Source organism: Pseudomonas paralactis (assembly GCF_001439735.1).
GTDB lineage: Bacteria > Pseudomonadota > Gammaproteobacteria > Pseudomonadales > Pseudomonadaceae > Aquipseudomonas > Aquipseudomonas paralactis.
In genome coordinates, this window is the sequence record NZ_JYLN01000003.1 from 382,724 (window position 1) to 398,382 (window position 15,659).

General features: G+C 59.2%; 15 protein-coding genes. 9 read left to right on the plus strand and 6 right to left on the minus strand.

Going from position 1 to position 15,659, the window contains the following annotated elements; all coding sequences use genetic code 11:
• Positions 1-7 precede the first annotated feature (7 nt).
• Positions 8-2,509, plus strand: coding sequence for a fimbria/pilus outer membrane usher protein (locus tag TX23_RS09935; RefSeq protein WP_186561078.1), 2,502 nt, complete (start codon positions 8-10; stop codon positions 2,507-2,509).
• A complete protein-coding gene (locus tag TX23_RS09940; protein WP_057702024.1) occupies positions 2,475-3,053 on the plus strand; it encodes a DUF1120 domain-containing protein in 579 nt (192 codons plus the stop codon). The genes TX23_RS09935 and TX23_RS09940 overlap by 35 nt, the downstream gene beginning before the upstream one ends.
• Here TX23_RS09940 and TX23_RS09945 read toward each other — a convergent pair.
• From TX23_RS09945 to TX23_RS09960, 4 genes are read right to left on the minus strand one after another with little or no spacing between them, the layout of a single operon-like run.
• Positions 3,025-3,762, minus strand: coding sequence for an amino acid ABC transporter ATP-binding protein (locus TX23_RS09945; RefSeq protein WP_057702025.1), 738 nt, complete (start codon positions 3,760-3,762; stop codon positions 3,025-3,027). The genes TX23_RS09940 and TX23_RS09945 overlap by 29 nt on opposite strands.
• Positions 3,749-4,399: an amino acid ABC transporter permease gene (locus TX23_RS09950; RefSeq protein ID WP_057702026.1), complete on the minus strand. Its 651-nt coding sequence runs from the start codon at positions 4,397-4,399 to the stop codon at positions 3,749-3,751. Before TX23_RS09950 ends, TX23_RS09945 begins: the two co-directional genes overlap by 14 nt.
• A complete protein-coding gene (locus TX23_RS09955) occupies positions 4,396-5,064 on the minus strand; it encodes an amino acid ABC transporter permease (RefSeq protein ID WP_057702027.1) in 669 nt (222 codons plus the stop codon). The genes TX23_RS09950 and TX23_RS09955 overlap by 4 nt, the downstream gene beginning before the upstream one ends.
• Before the next feature lie 14 nt (positions 5,065-5,078).
• Positions 5,079-5,864, minus strand: coding sequence for a transporter substrate-binding domain-containing protein (locus TX23_RS09960; protein WP_057702028.1), 786 nt, complete (start codon positions 5,862-5,864; stop codon positions 5,079-5,081).
• A 255-nt stretch (positions 5,865-6,119) separates the two neighbouring features.
• Between TX23_RS09960 and TX23_RS09965 the strand changes: the two genes are divergently transcribed.
• From TX23_RS09965 to TX23_RS09985, 5 genes are all read left to right on the plus strand, one after another.
• Positions 6,120-6,815, plus strand: a complete 696-nt coding sequence (locus TX23_RS09965) for a FadR/GntR family transcriptional regulator (RefSeq protein ID WP_057702029.1) — start codon at positions 6,120-6,122, stop codon at positions 6,813-6,815.
• 120 nt (positions 6,816-6,935) lie between these two features.
• Positions 6,936-7,265: a thioredoxin TrxA gene (gene trxA, locus TX23_RS09970; RefSeq protein ID WP_057702295.1), complete on the plus strand. Its 330-nt coding sequence runs from the start codon at positions 6,936-6,938 to the stop codon at positions 7,263-7,265.
• 234 nt (positions 7,266-7,499) lie between these two features.
• Positions 7,500-8,759 (plus strand): transcription termination factor Rho, encoded by a 1,260-nt coding sequence (rho, locus tag TX23_RS09975; protein WP_003176825.1) that lies wholly within the window; start codon positions 7,500-7,502, stop codon positions 8,757-8,759.
• 156 nt (positions 8,760-8,915) lie between these two features.
• Entirely contained in the window at positions 8,916-10,382 is a 1,467-nt protein-coding gene (gene ubiD / locus TX23_RS09980) for a 4-hydroxy-3-polyprenylbenzoate decarboxylase (RefSeq protein WP_003195329.1), read from the plus strand.
• Positions 10,382-11,350 carry a CDP-6-deoxy-delta-3,4-glucoseen reductase gene (locus TX23_RS09985; protein ID WP_057702030.1) on the plus strand — a complete coding sequence of 323 codons (969 nt, stop codon included), beginning with the start codon at positions 10,382-10,384 and terminating at the stop codon, positions 11,348-11,350. The genes ubiD and TX23_RS09985 overlap by 1 nt, the downstream gene beginning before the upstream one ends.
• 121 nt (positions 11,351-11,471) lie before the next feature.
• Here the strand turns inward: TX23_RS09985 and TX23_RS09990 are convergent, their stop codons facing one another.
• The gene (locus TX23_RS09990) at positions 11,472-11,954 is read right to left on the minus strand and encodes a hypothetical protein (protein WP_057702031.1); all 483 of its coding nucleotides are present in this window, start codon (positions 11,952-11,954) and stop codon (positions 11,472-11,474) included.
• A 378-nt stretch (positions 11,955-12,332) separates the two neighbouring features.
• On the opposite strand from TX23_RS09990, the gene TX23_RS09995 reads away from it, so the two are divergent.
• Together TX23_RS09995 and TX23_RS10000 are read left to right on the plus strand one after the other, a co-directional pair.
• On the plus strand, positions 12,333-13,538 hold the full coding sequence (locus TX23_RS09995; protein WP_057702032.1) for an RNA-guided endonuclease InsQ/TnpB family protein: 1,206 nt from the start codon (positions 12,333-12,335) through the stop codon (positions 13,536-13,538).
• 116 nt (positions 13,539-13,654) lie between these two features.
• Positions 13,655-14,308 carry a gamma-glutamylcyclotransferase gene (locus TX23_RS10000; protein WP_057702033.1) on the plus strand — a complete coding sequence of 218 codons (654 nt, stop codon included), beginning with the start codon at positions 13,655-13,657 and terminating at the stop codon, positions 14,306-14,308.
• Here the strand turns inward: TX23_RS10000 and glpT are convergent.
• Complete coding sequence (gene glpT, locus TX23_RS10005) at positions 14,305-15,642, minus strand: glycerol-3-phosphate transporter (RefSeq protein ID WP_003195321.1); 1,338 nt, start codon at positions 15,640-15,642, stop codon at positions 14,305-14,307. The two genes, TX23_RS10000 and glpT, sit on opposite strands and share 4 nt — an antisense overlap.
• Between the last annotated feature and the right edge of the window lie 17 nt (positions 15,643-15,659).

Here is a 15,659-nt window from a genome sequence, read left to right on the forward strand (position 1 = left end):
TCGGCTCATGATCGTCCCGTCGGCTCGCGGTATTACAGGCCCGTTCCGGCCCTGCAAATCCAGGTTGTTCATAGGGTTCGCGGCGTTATGGGGTTTGCCTGGCATGACGGCTGCGCTGGAGCTTGGGGAGGGGTTTGACCTGGCTGCGCTGACGACCCACGGCATTGACCCCCAGGTCTCCGATTACTTTCGCAGTGCAGCGCGCTTTCGTGAAGGCATTCAAGTGGTCGGATTGCGCGTCAATGGCAATCCGCTTGGGCTGGTTGATGCTCGGTTCGATTCACAGGGAGGGCTGTGTTTCACTCCCGGGTTGCTGGAGAAGGCGGGGTTGGTAAAGCCTGGGGAGATCCTTCGGGAAGGCGCGGCGCCGGATCAGGCGTGCCATGACTTTCTCGGTGCGTTCCCGGCGACCATGGTGCGCTTGCGCCCCGGTACTGACGAAGTGGCGCTGGTGGTGCCGACCCAGGCTTTGCGTGACCCCGAATGGGAGAGCGGGCATTTTTCTCGGGGCGGCGCGGCCGCGTTGTTCAACTATGACGTATTGGGTTACGACAGCCACTCGCGTAGCGGGCCGACCCGGTTTGTGTCGGCCTATACCGAAGCGGGCTTCAACCTGGATGACTGGATTGTTCGCAGTCGCCAGTTCTATATGTCTGACAACGGGCAGACCCGTACCGAACACCTGCACGCCTATGCACAGCGGGATATCGCCGCGTTGCAGTCGACTTTCCAGATGGGCCAGCTCTCCAGTAATAACCCGCTGTTTGGCGGGATCCAGCTGTCCGGCTTGCAGTTCTCCCCCGATGGGCAGTCCAGAGCCCCTGCGGGCGGCAATAATGCAGTGGTCGAAGGCTTGGCCCAAAGCCAATCGCGAGTTGAAGTGCGCCAGTCCGGGGTGTTGATCCACAGTACATTGGTGCCCGAAGGGCCGTTCCGGTTGACGGGGGTGCCACTGCTCAATGGCACCAGTGACCTTGATGTCAGTGTGATTGACGTGCGCGGCGCCAGGCGCAGTTTTGTCGTGCCGGCGGCTTCGTTCGCGGGAGCTGCCCCAGCGGCACCGGGCTATTACTTTTCGGTTGGCCAACTGCGCAGAAGCGCAGGTGAAGAGGGGCCGTCACCGGTGGTCGCCATGGGCAGTGGCACCTGGGGGTTGGGCCGCGATGCGTCTGCCGGTTTTGGTCTGTTGAGTACCGAGGATTATTGGGCCGCGGGGGGCACCCTGAGCAGCGTGTTTTTCCAGCGGGTGTCTGTGAGCGCACGACATAACCTGTCCCGAGACAGCCACAAGGCGGTGTCCGGGTCACGCAGCAGCGTATCCGTGAGTAGCCCGGTGGTCGCCAATATCGATGTCAACGTCAGCGCAACCACCCAGACCCGCGGCTATCGCGAAGTGACTGAAGCAGGTCGGTCCCTCAGGGGCGATGAGCTGAACTCGCATTTCAAGAACCACTACACCGCGGGTATGAGCTGGGCCGAGCCCACACTGGGCGTATTTTCGCTGAACTACACCCGCAGTGCTCAATTTGGCGGGCAAACGAGCGAGCATGTATTTGTCTCCTGGAACAAATCGTTCGGTCGCGCCGATGTCGCCTTAATCGCCGATTCACAAGTGGGCGGCTCGCGCACTCGTCGTGATACTCCACTTGACGGCAGTCGCCGAGGCAGTGCCCTGGATAACGACCTGTCCTTGCGGTTGCAGGTCAGCGTGCCGCTGGGAGGAGATCGGCGTGTAAGCAGCTTCACAAGCCGACGTGGCGACCACTTCACTGCGGGTACCGCGCTCAGCGAAAGGGTCAACGAGTATGTGAATTACGACGTCGGCATCGAGCGTGACATGCGCAGCCGGGAGCAATCCGTGCGGGCACAGGTCGACCTGTTGCCACGCTATACCCAGGTCGGCCTGGGCGTCAGCCGCGATCCCCTGGGCACCAGCTACACCGGACAGTTGCGCGGCGGTGCAGTGGCGCATGAAGGCGGAGTGACCTTCTCGCCTTATAGCGTGCAAGATACGTTCGGCATCGTTTCGGTCGGCGATATCGGCTCCGCCAAAGTCCAGACGCCGCAAGGCCCGGTCTGGACCGACTTCAACGGGCAAGCGGTGATCGCGGGCTTGCCGGCCTACACCAACAGCCGAGTCGAAGTGCAGACTCAATCCTTGCCCAAACGAGTGGACCTGAAAAACGGCACCCAGGTGCTTGCCGCGGGTAGAGGTTCGTTCAATACCGTGGATTTCGACGTGGTGAAAGTGCGCCGAATGCTGGTGACTGCGAGCGATCAGCACGGCAGACCGCTACCTCAGGGCGCCTCGGTATTAGGCAAGGGCAATCGTTTTCTCACCAGCGTAGTAGGCGAGGGCATGATTTTTCTCAATGACGTGACTGAGTCGCAAAGCCTGCGGGTTTCCTTGCCTGACTCTTCCACTTGCCTGCTGCATATTGACGCCGAGGCCAAGCCTGACAATGACAAATTTTATGAAGCTGCATCGGCGGTATGCCGAGGTGATTAAGACCGCTCTGAGCCTGCCTTTGGCGCTGTTTTGCACACTGCTGGCGCCGCCTGATGCGATGGCTGAAAACTGCCGACTGTCGCTGAGCCAGCCGCGTGTCGACTATGGCCAGATACGCAGGGATGCGCTGGTTGAAAGCTCTGCCGTGGTACTGGCAACCCGCTCCTTGAGTGTCAACGTACTCTGTGCGGAGCCTGCGGCCATGGCGTTGCGTTTTGTTGGCGCTGCAGCCGATGGGGAGGGGTTTCGGTTCGGTCGTGAGGGCCGTTTGCGGTTGAGTCTCAAGCATGCTCAGGTCGATGGGCGTACCGTCGGTTGGGCGGCTGCCCACGTGCCGGGTGAGGTTGTCAGAGGCCAGTTGTTGCCCGGCCAGGCTTTGGTGGCTCAAGCAGCAGGTATGCCGGTGGTAGGGCGGCGACTCACCGCCCAGGTCGATATCGATACCCAATTGCCCTTCGATGCCTTGTCGGTGCGCAGGGAGACGCACCTGGAGGCACAGGGCAGTTTTGAGCTGGTCAGCTCGGCTGTTCAACCGAGCCAATGAAATTGGCGAGCTCTACGGTTCCTGGGTTGGCAAACAACACCTTCGGGTCGCCGGTTTCATGCACCTTGCCCTGGTGCATGAACACCAGCTTGTCGCCGACTTCCCGGGCGAAGCGCATTTCGTGGGTGACCATGATCAGCGTCATGCCATCCTGGGCCAATTGACGCACCACGCTGAGCACCTCATTGACCAATTCCGGGTCCAGGGCCGAGGTAATCTCATCGCACAACAGCACCTTGGGCGACATGGCCAGCGCGCGGGCAATGGCGACCCGTTGCTGCTGGCCACCGGACAGACGATCGGGGAAGGCGTCGAACTTCTCGCCCAGCCCAACGCGTTCGAGCATTTGCCTGGCCAGCTGTGCCGCTTTGGCCTTGGGCACTTTTTGCACCACTTGCGGTGCCAGCATCACGTTTTCGCCGACGCTCAGGTGCGGGAACAGGTTGAACTGCTGGAACACCATGCCGACTTTCTGCCTTAGGCTGCGCAGGTCGGCGCGGGCGGCGTCGAGGTATTCGCCATCGACTTCGATCACACCGTCATTGATCGACTCCAGGCCATTAAGGGTACGCAGCAAGGTGGACTTGCCCGAGCCGCTGCGGCCGATGATCGCCACTACCTGGCCTTCTTCCACGGTCAGGTCGATGCCCTTGAGGACGTGGTGATCGCCGTAATACTTATGCAGGGCTGAGATTCTAAGCAGAGGCATGCAGTCTCCTTTCCAGGTAGCGCGCACTGAGGGACAAGGGGTAGCAGAGCAGGAAATAACCGAGGGCCACCAGGCCGTAAACCATGAACGGCTCGAAGGTCGCGTTGGCGAGCATGCCGCCGGTCTTGGTCAGTTCGGTGAAGCCGATGATCGAGGTCACGGCGGTGCCTTTGACCACCTGCACCGAGAAACCCACCGTCGGCGCGACGGCAATGCGCAGCGCCTGGGGCAGGATCACATAGCGCAGCTGCTCAAAAGGGTTCAGGGCCAGGCTGGCCGAGGCTTCCCACTGGCCATGGGCAATGGAGTCGACGCAACCGCGCCAGATTTCGGCCAGGTAGGCGCTGGTGAACAGGGTCAGGGCGATTGCCGCAGCCAGCCAGGGCGATATGTCTATGCCAAGCAGGGCAACGCCGAAAAACACCAGGAACAACTGCATCAGCAGCGGTGTGCCCTGGAACAACTCGATATAGGTGCGGGCAATATTACGTGGGAAGGCTTTGCGGCTGATGCGCATCGTCATCACCAGCAGGCCGATGAGGCCTCCGCCCACAAACGCTACCAATGACAGCAGCAGCGTCCACTGCAGGCCAGTGAGCAGGTTGCGCACGATGTCCCAGAGGGTGAACTCACTCATCGGCTGTTCCTCATCACAAACCGCCGGCCGATCCAGTTGAGCAACTGGCGAATCATCAGCGCCATGCACAGGTACACCAGGGTGGTCAGGGCATAGGTTTCAAAGGCACGGAAATTACGCGACTGGATAAAGTTGGCGGCAAAGCTCAATTCTTCGGTGGCGATCTGTGAACACACCGCCGAGCCAAGCATCACGATGATGATCTGGCTGCTCAGGGCTGGCCACACTTTGCCCAGCGCCGGTAGCAGCACCACATGGCGGAACGCTTCGAAGCGCGTCATCGCCAGCGCGGCGGCGGCTTCCAGCTGCCCGCGCGGGATGGCCTGGATCCCGGCGCGGATGATCTCGGTGGAGTAAGCCCCCAGGTTGATCACCATTGCCAGCACGGCGGCTTGCCACTCGGTGATCTTCAACCCCAGGGACGGCAGGCCGAAGAAAATAAAGAACAACTGCACCAGGAACGGCGTGTTGCGGATCAATTCGACATACACACCAAAGATCCATGCAAACGGCTGGATCTTCCACGCCCGCACCACGGCACCGACGATGCCCAGTGCCACTCCGAGAATGGCGCCGATCGCCGTCAGCTCAAGGGTGAACAGCGCGCCACGCAGCAGCAGATCGGTATTGGCCAGCACCGGCACAAAGTCGAATTGATAGGCCATCGGTCAACTCCGTTTTAAAGGTCAGCAGGCAACGGTTCTTTGAGCCATTGCAGCGCGTTTTTTTCCAGGCTGCCGTCAGCCTTGGCCGCGACCAGGATCTGATTGACCTTTTCCAGCAGCGCCGGCTCGTTCTTGTTCACGCCCACATACACCGGCGAGTCCTTGAGTTTCACCTTCAGTGCCGGTACGCGTTTGGGGTTGCGTTCGCTGATGGCCACCATGACCACGTTGCCGCTGGCGATCAGGTCCACCTGGCCGGCCAGGTAGGCAGCGATGGTGGAGTTGTTATCTTCAAAGCGCTTGATCGTGGCTTCCTTGGGCGCCACCGCGGTCAGCTCGATATCCTCGATGGCGCCACGGGTCACGCTGATGGTCTTGCCCTTGAGGTCGTCGAGGTTGGCGATGGCGGCATCAGGCGGCCCAAACACGGCAAGGTAGAACGGTGCGTAGGCGTTGGAGAAGTCGATGACCTTTGCGCGCTCGGGGTTCTTGCCCAGGCTGGAAATCACCAGGTCGACCTTGCCAGTGGTGAGGAACGGGATGCGGTTGGTGCTGTTCACCGGGGTCAGCTCCAGCTTGACCTTGAGTTGGTCGGCCAGCAGCTTGGCGGTGTCGATGTCCAGGCCACGGGGTTGCATGTCCGGACCCACCGAACCAAACGGTGGGAAGTCCTGGGGGACGGCAACCTTCAGGGTGCCACGGGCGACGATGTCATCCAGACCGTTCGCCTGGGCGGGTGCCTGGCTCAGCATCAGGCTGGCAAACAGGGCAGTGAGCAGGGCGCTGTAGCGCTTGGTCATGGCAACTCTCCGAAAAGGGCGAAGGAATTTTCTGAGTTTGCTCAGTGCACAGCCCATGCCAGCCTGCTCGGATTGGTCTGCAAGGCACGGATTCGTTGACGTGCGATGGTCTTACTGGTCTGAACAGTTATTGGTTTTTCCGCACCCTTTTCGAGCAGCGTAAAAAGCGCACGAGCCCCTTTGGGGCGTGGCTTGCCGACAGACTTCAATAGCTTTACAACTAGCTCTTCAGCTGACGGAAACCTTGAGTTTTTTATGAATTCCATCGCCCAAGCCGTACCGGAAGCGGCCTTGCAGGCCATCCGCAAACTGATCAAGGAACAAGGCTTTGGGCCAGGCGACGCTTTGCCCTCTCAGCGCGATTTGGCGATACGCTTGGGCGTGAGCCGGGCGTCGTTGCGCGAGGCCTTATCGTCCTTGAGCGCATTGGGTGTGGTCAGTGTGCAGCCGGGCAAGGGTGTGTTCGTGCTGGCGCCGGACCAGTCATCCGAGCTCGCCTGGCCGTTTGCGGCGCAGGCCACGCCGCTGGACATCTTCCAGCTGCGTTACGCGCTGGAAGGGTTCGCAGCAGGTTTGGCGGCCGTTACATTGACCACCGAGGAGCTCGACAGCCTGGAAGACAATGTCGAGGCGATGCGCAAGGTCCTCAAGACGGGTGACTTCGAAGCCGCCGCCCGGCTGGACTTCGAATTTCACCAGCGCATTTTGCTGGCCAGCGGCAACCAGGCCATGGTGAGTATTCTCAGTGCCAGCGCCGAGGTGTTCCTGGAGAGCCAGAAACTACCGTTCATCCGGCCGGAACGCGCCATGGAGACCTGGCAGGAACATCGCAAAATCCTGCGAGCCCTGGCCCGGCGTAGCAGCGCGTCGGCGCAGAAAGCCATGCAGGAGCACGTTCGCAATGCGGCGTTGCGCACAGGCATCGTGTTCGTGACAGCCGTAACGCCATGAGCGGGCTATAACCGCGCTCATGCAACGCCATAGCAAGACTCAATCAGAGGCGGCTTCCTGAACGAAGGAAGGGCAGCTATGATGGGCAACGTTTTTTTTGCTTACAATCCGGAGACATCCATGAGCAGCGATCTTATCAAGCACGTCACCGACGCGACCTTTGAAGCCGAAGTCCTCAAGGCTGACGGCCCGGTGCTGGTTGACTACTGGGCTGAATGGTGCGGCCCTTGCAAAATGATCGCTCCGGTTCTGGACGACATTGCAACGACCTACGAAGGCAAACTGACCATTGCCAAACTGAACATCGACGAAAACCAGGAAACCCCGGCCAAGCACGGCGTGCGTGGTATTCCGACCCTGATGCTGTTCAAGAACGGCAACGTCGAGGCCACCAAGGTTGGCGCGCTGTCCAAGTCGCAACTGGCTGCATTCCTCGACGCGAACATCTAAGCGTCGCCAAAAAAGCCCCGAAAATCTCGGGGCTTTTTCGTAAAACAGGGCTAGACGCTCCGAAATTCAGGTGGTACATTCGGCCCCGCACTGGTTTCTCCACTGCCCCCTGCAAGCCGTCGCCGACGCATTCCTTTTCGATTAGTACGCGATCCTGTCGCCTTCTCTGCGGCGCGGCCTCATTAAGCCAAAAGCTTAATTTCCCCCCTCCATAAATGATTACGTCATTCCTATATGAATCTGACTGAACTCAAGCAAAAGCCGATTACCGACCTGCTCCAACTGGCCGAAGAAATGGGCATAGAAAATATGGCCCGTTCGCGCAAGCAGGACGTGATTTTCTCCCTGCTCAAGAAGCACGCGAAAAGCGGCGAGGAAATCTCCGGTGATGGCGTGCTGGAGATTCTCCAGGACGGCTTCGGCTTCCTCCGCTCCGCAGACGCTTCCTATCTCGCCGGCCCAGACGATATCTATGTCTCGCCGAGCCAGATCCGTCGTTTCAACTTGCGCACCGGTGACACCATCGTTGGCAAGATCCGTCCTCCGAAGGAAGGCGAGCGCTATTTCGCCCTGCTCAAGGTCGACACGATCAACTTCGATCGCCCAGAGAACGCGAAAAACAAGATTCTCTTCGAGAACCTGACCCCGCTGTTCCCGACCGTGCGCATGAAGATGGAAGCCGGTAACGGTTCCACCGAAGACTTGACCGGTCGTGTGATCGACCTGTGTGCCCCGATCGGCAAAGGCCAGCGTGGCCTGATCGTCGCACCGCCGAAAGCCGGTAAAACGATCATGCTGCAGAACATTGCAGCGAACATCGCACGTAACAACCCTGAAGTTCACCTGATCGTACTGTTGATCGATGAGCGTCCGGAAGAAGTGACCGAGATGCAGCGCACCGTGCGCGGCGAAGTGGTTGCCTCGACGTTCGATGAGCCACCAACCCGCCACGTGCAGGTTGCCGAAATGGTGATCGAGAAGGCCAAGCGCCTGGTCGAACACAAGAAGGATGTGGTGATCCTGCTCGACTCCATCACCCGTCTGGCCCGTGCCTACAACACCGTGATCCCGAGCTCCGGCAAGGTACTGACCGGTGGTGTCGATGCCCACGCCCTGGAGAAACCAAAACGTTTCTTCGGTGCTGCGCGGAACATCGAAGAAGGCGGCTCGTTGACCATTATCGCCACCGCGCTGGTTGAAACCGGCTCGAAGATGGACGAAGTGATCTACGAAGAGTTCAAGGGTACCGGCAACATGGAGCTGCCCCTGGACCGTCGCATTGCTGAAAAGCGTGTGTTCCCTGCGATCAACATCAACCGTTCCGGCACCCGCCGCGAAGAGTTGCTGACCGCAGACGACGAACTGCAGCGTATGTGGATCCTGCGCAAGCTGCTGCACCCGATGGACGAAGTCGCTGCCATCGAGTTCCTGATCGACAAGCTGAAAACCACCAAGACCAACGACGAGTTCTTCCTGTCGATGAAGCGCAAGTAACACGCGACTTCAGGTTCGAAAGAATGGCGCCCTCAGGGGCGCCATTTTTTTTCGCGCATTTTTTAAATACATTCCGCGTGCAAATCCACCTCGATAAGCTGCCAGCCGCCCTAAGAGCAGGTAGGATGTACGCCTATTTTACGGGTGGCATGTTTAATGAAATTCAAGGATCTTCGGGATTTCGTGCAGCAACTTGAGCAGCGCGGAGAGTTGAAACGTATCCAGATGCCGATTTCACCGGTGCTGGAAATGACTGAGATTTGCGACCGCACCTTGCGCAACAAGGGCCCGGCGCTGCTGTTCGAAAACCCGACCGGCTTTGACATCCCGGTGCTGGGCAACCTGTTCGGCACTCCCGAGCGCGTAGCCTTTGGCATGGGCGCCGAGTCGGTCAGCGAACTGCGCGAGATCGGCAAGCTGCTGGCGTTTCTCAAGGAGCCCGAGCCGCCCAAGGGCTTGAAGGATGCCTGGTCGAAGCTGCCGATCTTCCGCAAAATCATTGCCATGGCCCCCAAGGTGGTCAAGGACGCGGTGTGCCAGGAAGTGGTCATCGAAGGCGATGATGTCGACTTGGCCATGCTGCCGGTGCAAACCTGCTGGCCCGGCGATGTCGGCCCGTTGATCACGTGGGGCCTGACCGTCACCAAAGGCCCGAACAAGGATCGCCAGAACCTCGGCATTTACCGTCAGCAAGTCATTGGCCGCAACAAGGTGATCATGCGCTGGCTGAGCCACCGTGGCGGCGCACTCGATTTTAGAGAGTGGTGTGAAAAGCACCCGGGCAAGCCGTTCCCGGTGTCTGTGGCGCTGGGTGCCGACCCGGCGACTATTCTCGGCGCAGTGACACCCGTGCCCGATAGCTTGTCCGAATACGCCTTTGCCGGCCTGTTGCGCGGTAATCGCACCGAACTGGTCAAGTGCCGCGGTAACGACTTGCAGGTGCCGGCCACCGCTGAAATTATCCTCGAAGGCGTGATTCACCCGGGTGAGATGGCCGATGAAGGCCCTTACGGCGATCACACCGGCTATTACAACGAAGTCGACAGCTTTCCGGTGTTCACCGTCGAGCGCATCACCCATCGGGTCAAACCGATCTATCACAGTACCTACACGGGCCGTCCACCCGATGAGCCTGCCATTCTCGGTGTGGCGCTCAACGAAGTGTTCGTACCGATACTGCAAAAGCAATTCCCGGAAATTACCGACTTCTACCTGCCGCCCGAAGGCTGTTCGTACCGCATGGCCATCGTGACCATGAAGAAGTCGTATCCGGGCCATGCCAAGCGCGTCATGTTGGGTGTGTGGTCGTTTTTGCGACAGTTCATGTACACCAAGTTCGTTATTGTCACCGACGACGACATTAATGCGCGGGACTGGAACGACGTGATCTGGGCCATTACCACGCGCATGGACCCCAAGCGCGATACGGTGATGATCGATAACACGCCGATCGACTACCTCGACTTTGCCTCGCCGGTGTCGGGCCTGGGTTCGAAAATGGGCCTGGATGCCACCCACAAGTGGCCGGGCGAAACCACTCGCGAGTGGGGCCGGGTGATCGTCAAGGATGAAGCCGTCACCGCGCGTGTCGATGCGATCTGGAAAGAATTGGGAATAGATTGATGCGTGTAACCCTGCAACCTTCCGGCGCTGTACTGGAGCTGGTCCCTGGCGAACGAATCCTCGAAGGCGCACGCCGCCTGGGGTACGAATGCCCCCAGGCCTGTCGCAATGGCGTGTGCCATGTGTGTGCGGCGTTGCTGGTGGAGGGCCGGGTAAGCCAGGCCGGTGAAGTGCGCGACCATGGCGAGTTCTACACTTGCATCGCCGAGCCGCTGGAAGACTGCATTGTGTTGTGGGATGGCGTACTGGCGCCGGGAGAGTTGCCGTTGCGCAAATTGTCATGCCAATTGATCGAGTGCGTGGAAGTCGGTGGCGATGTCTGGCGTGTGCGCCTGCGCGCTCCGGCCGGTAAGGCGGTGCGTTACCACGCCGGGCAATACCTGATGCTTGAGCGCGAAAGCGGCGAGAAATCGGCGTTTTCCCTGGCTTCTGCACCCCATGCGGGGCGTGAGCTGGAGCTGCATGTGCTGGTTCGCGAAGACAGTGCCCGCAACCTGATCGAACAATTGCAGCGCAACCAGATGGCCCGTGTGGAACTGCCGTTCGGTGATACCCACCTGGCAGAGTTGCCGGACGGGCCGCTGGTGCTGATGGCCGCCGGTACCGGTATGGCGCAGATGCACAGCCTGATCGAGCACTGCCGCGCTTCGGGCTTCAAGCACCCGGTGCACCTGTTCTGGGGCGTACGGCGCCCGGAAGATTTCTACCAGATCGAGCACTGGGATCAGTGGCTGCAACTGCCCAATCTGTTCCTGCACAAAGTGGTCAGCGACCTCTGTGGCTGGGAAGGGCGCTGCGGTTTGCTGCATGAGGTGGTGTGCGAAGACATTGCCGATCTCAACAGCGTGCATGTCTACGCCAGTGGTTCGCCAGCAATGATCTACGGCACCCTGGATGCATTGGTCGACGCCGGTATGGATGCTCACCGGATGCGTGCTGACGTGTTTGCCTACGCCCCACGGCCCTGAAGTGTTGCGCTGAATAATGTGGGAGCTGGCTTGCCTGCGATAGCGGTGGGTCAGTGTCTCATTTTCCGACTGGCGCACCGCTATCGCAGGCAAGCCAGCTCACACAGGGGACAGTGTCGTGTCAGAAGCGTAAGCCAGTCGTCACCATCGCTGCATTGAACCCCAGCAACACCAGCTCCGCCGCGACCGGCCCGTAATGGGTACCCACGGACGGAATGATCACTGGCGCTACGCCAAAACGATTCAATGGGATCTTGTCGCGGTACTCGCCGCGATAGCCCTGGATCAGCCCGCCGGTCAACTTCGCATACACCGGGTATTCAGCCATGTCATAGCGCTTGCCCGCATAGGCGTAGTACGAGCGCTGGCGGAACGAGTTGCGAAAGGTCACCCCGCCATACACCAGGCCCGACGCCTCATTGCGCTCCAGGCCGATCAGGTCCTGTTTGTTGTTGTGTTGCGGGTCGGGCGCAAAGTGCCGCGTGTACACGCTGGTCTGGGCGTACCAGAAGCCTTTGTCGTCAGTGGCCATTGGCGTTTCACTGGCCAGTGCAGTGGTGGCCTGGGCAAGCAATAACAGGCCAGGCAATCGGAATTTTTTCATGGCGACCTCGGTAGTCGATTTGATGAACGGCTAAGTGGGTCGTGATAGGCGCGCCAGTTTGACGGCTTGGCACGCGCCCAGGCTGAACCGGGGCTGAAAGTACCGGGATTAGCCACGTGGATCCTGACGAATGGGCGAGCGTGCTTATGCTTTTGCTTATTCTTTTAAGGTATTTATTCTGGTTGATAAATATCTTTAAGCTATATCGCAACGGACTACCGACTTCACCGACCTTAACCAGATACTGACCGCCACCGCCCGCCAGCCGGATCGATCGTACGAACTCAGAGCGCTGAGGTTCTGATTTTTGATGCCAAGGGGAGCGTTTTCACGCCTAACATCATTGTCATTAATCATGGCCCAACCTATATTCGAGCGATGAAACGACTCCAAGCCTTTAAGTTCGAACTGATGCCAGATGGCGGCCAGGAGCGGCAAATGCGCCGTTTTGCGGGTTCGTGTCGGTTCGTTTTCAACAAGGCACTGGCGTTGCAGAAAAAGCGCTACGAACAGGGCGAGAAGAAACTCGGCTATGCCGGTCTATGCAAGCAATTGGTTGAATGGAAAGATCATCCAGAAACCAATTGGCTGTCTGAGGCGCCATCTCAGGCGCTTCAGCAGACACTCAAAGATTTGGAACGCAGCTACGCTAATTTTTTTGCCAAACGAGCTGAGTTTCCGCGCTTTAAAAAGAAATGGAAATCTGACAGTTTTCGTTACCCACAAGGGATGAAGATCGACGAAACCAACAATCGTATTTTCCTGCCCAGGCTGGGCTGGATACGCTATCGCAACAGTCGCGATATTCTGGGCAAGGCAAAGAACATCACCATTAGCCAGTCTTGCGGCAAATGGTACGCGAGTATCCAGACGGAGCGCGAGGTAGAACAGTCATTCCCACAAGGCGATGCGGTGGGTATCGACTTGGGCATCACCCGATTCGCCACGCTCTCAGACGGTACGTTCTACAAACCGCTCAACAGCTTCAGGCAGCATGAAAGTCGCCTGCGAAAAGCGCAGCAGGTGATGAGCCATAAGGTTAAATTCAGCAACAACTGGAAGAGGGCGAGAGCCCGCGTCCAACGTATTCACAGCCATATCGGTAACGCTCGCCGCGACTACCTGCACAAAACCACATCCAGCATCAGCAAAAACCACGCGATGGTGTGTGTCGAGGACTTGCAGGTTCGGAATATGTCCAAGTCATCGGCAGGCGACAGCGAGCAACCTGGGAAAAACGTTCGGGCCAAGTCCGGCCTGAACAAATCCATCCTCGACCAAGGTTGGTTCGAGTTTCGGCGACAACTGGACTACAAATTGGCGTGGAAGAGTGGATACCTCGTTGCGGTCCCGCCGCACTACACAAGCCAGACCTGCCCATGCTGTGCTCATGTCTGCAAGGACAACCGGCAGACGCAGGCTCAGTTCCTATGTGTCGAGTGTGGTTTCGAAGAAAACGCCGATGTAGTCGGCGCGATCAATGTGTTAAGGGCGGGATACGCCCGGTTCGCCTGTGAAGTGAACGGTGCTGTCAGGCCGTCAGCAGCAGGAACCCCCCGAGGTGAGTTAGCCTTAACAGGCTGAACACGGTAGGAATCCCCTTCCTTTCCAGCTTGCCTGCCTAGGCTCTGGGTAGCAGGCCGAGACGTGGGGAAGGATGTCAAAACTGGTAATACACAGGAGGCGCACCGCTTTTCGCCATGACCGCCATTGAAACCGATCTTCTGCAATTGGCTTACCCTCCGCGGCTCGATCTGGGGCCGCAACTCACTCACGAACAATTGATGAGCTCGATGCAGGCCACCATGGCTCGGCACAAGGGTGGGCCGGTGTGGCTGTTTGCGTATGGTTCGCTGATCTGGCGCCCTGAGTGCTCGTCGTCCGAGCGGGTGCGTGCACGGGTTCACGGTTATCACCGTGGCCTGTATTTGTGGTCACACGAGCATCGCGGTACGCCGGAGCTGCCGGGGCTGGTGTTTGGGTTGGATCGTGGTGGTTCCTGCAGCGGGTTTGCCTACCGCTTGCCGGAAGACCAGTTGGAGGCCTCGCTTTACGCTCTATGGCAGCGTGAGATGCCTTACCCCTCGTACCGGCCGCACTGGCTCAGTTGCCGATTGGAAGATGGCAGTACCGTGCAGGCGTTGGGGTTTGTTCTGGAGCGGCACTTGCCCAGCTATGCCGGCAACTTGCCCGACATTGTGCTTAATCACGTGCTGCAAAGCGCTTGCGGGCGTTACGGTACCACTCGCGATTATGTCGAGCAGACCGTGAACGCCCTGCGTAGCCACGCCATGCCAGATAAAAACCTGGAGGCGCGGCTCAAGCGTTGTGCCAGGGATTGCTCTGCCGATTAACGCGCCGAGCTCACGCTGTTGGTGTGCCACAGCGTGGGGATCAGGAACGCGATCGCCAGTACGCAGGCACCAATCAGCAGCACGAAACCACCGTCCCAGCCGAAATGGTCAACCGTGTAGCCCATGGCCGCACTGGCTGCTACCGAACCGCCCAGGTAACCGAACAAACCGGTAAAGCCGGCAGCGGTGCCCGCGGCCTTCTTCGGAGCCAGTTCCAGTGCCTGCAGGCCGATCAGCATGACCGGGCCGTAGATCAGGAAGCCGATGGAGAACAACGCAATCATGTCGATCATCGGGTTGCCCGGCGGGTTGAGCCAGTAAACCAGGGTCGCCACGGTGACCAGCGCCATGAACACGATGCCGGTCAGGCCGCGATTGCCACGGAAGATTTTGTCCGACATCCAGCCGCACAGCAGCGTGCCCGGGATGCCTGCCCACTCGTAGAAGAAATACGCCCAGGACGACTTGTCGACCGTGAAGTGTTTGGCTTCTTTCAAATAGGTCGGCGCCCAGTCCAGGACGCCGTAGCGCAGCAGATAGACAAACACGTTGGCGAAGGCGATGTACCACAGCATCTTGTTACGCAGCACGTACTTGACGAAGATTTCCTTGGCACTGAATTCGTCTTCGTGGCTGGCGTCGTAGCCTTCCGGGTAATCGTTCTTGTACTGCTCGATAGGCGGCAAGCCCACCGATTGCGGGGTGTCACGCATGGTGATGAAGGCGAACGCCGCCACGGCCAGGGCCACGGTGGCCGGCACATAGAACGCGGCGTGCCAGTCGTTGAACCAGGCCATGCCCAGCAGGAACAGCGGGCCGATCAGACCGCCGCCGACGTTGTGCGCCACATTCCACACCGACACCACGCCGCCGCGCTCTTTCTGCGACCACCAGTGCACCATGGTCCGCCCACTCGGCGGCCACCCCATGCCCTGGGCCCAGCCGTTGATGAACAGCAAAATGAACATCATGGTCACGCTGGACGTTGCCCAGGGTGCGAAACCGAAAATGAACATCACCCCCGCTGACACCAGCAGGCCGAAGGGCAGGAAGTAACGTGGGTTGGAGCGGTCGGACACTAGGCCCATGAGGAACTTGGACAAGCCGTAGGCAATCGCAATCGCCGACATCGCCAGGCCCAGTTCACCACGGGTGTAACCCTCGTCGATCAAGTAGGGCATGGCCAGGGAGAAGTTTTTGCGCAGCAGGTAGTAGCCGGCGTAACCGAAGAAAATACCAGCGAAGATCTGCCAGCGCAGCCGTCGGTAGGTACTGTCTATTTTTTCTTCAGGCAGGGGCGCCTGGTGTGCGGCAGGTCGAAAGAAAGCAAACATTCAAGAGCTCCAAATTT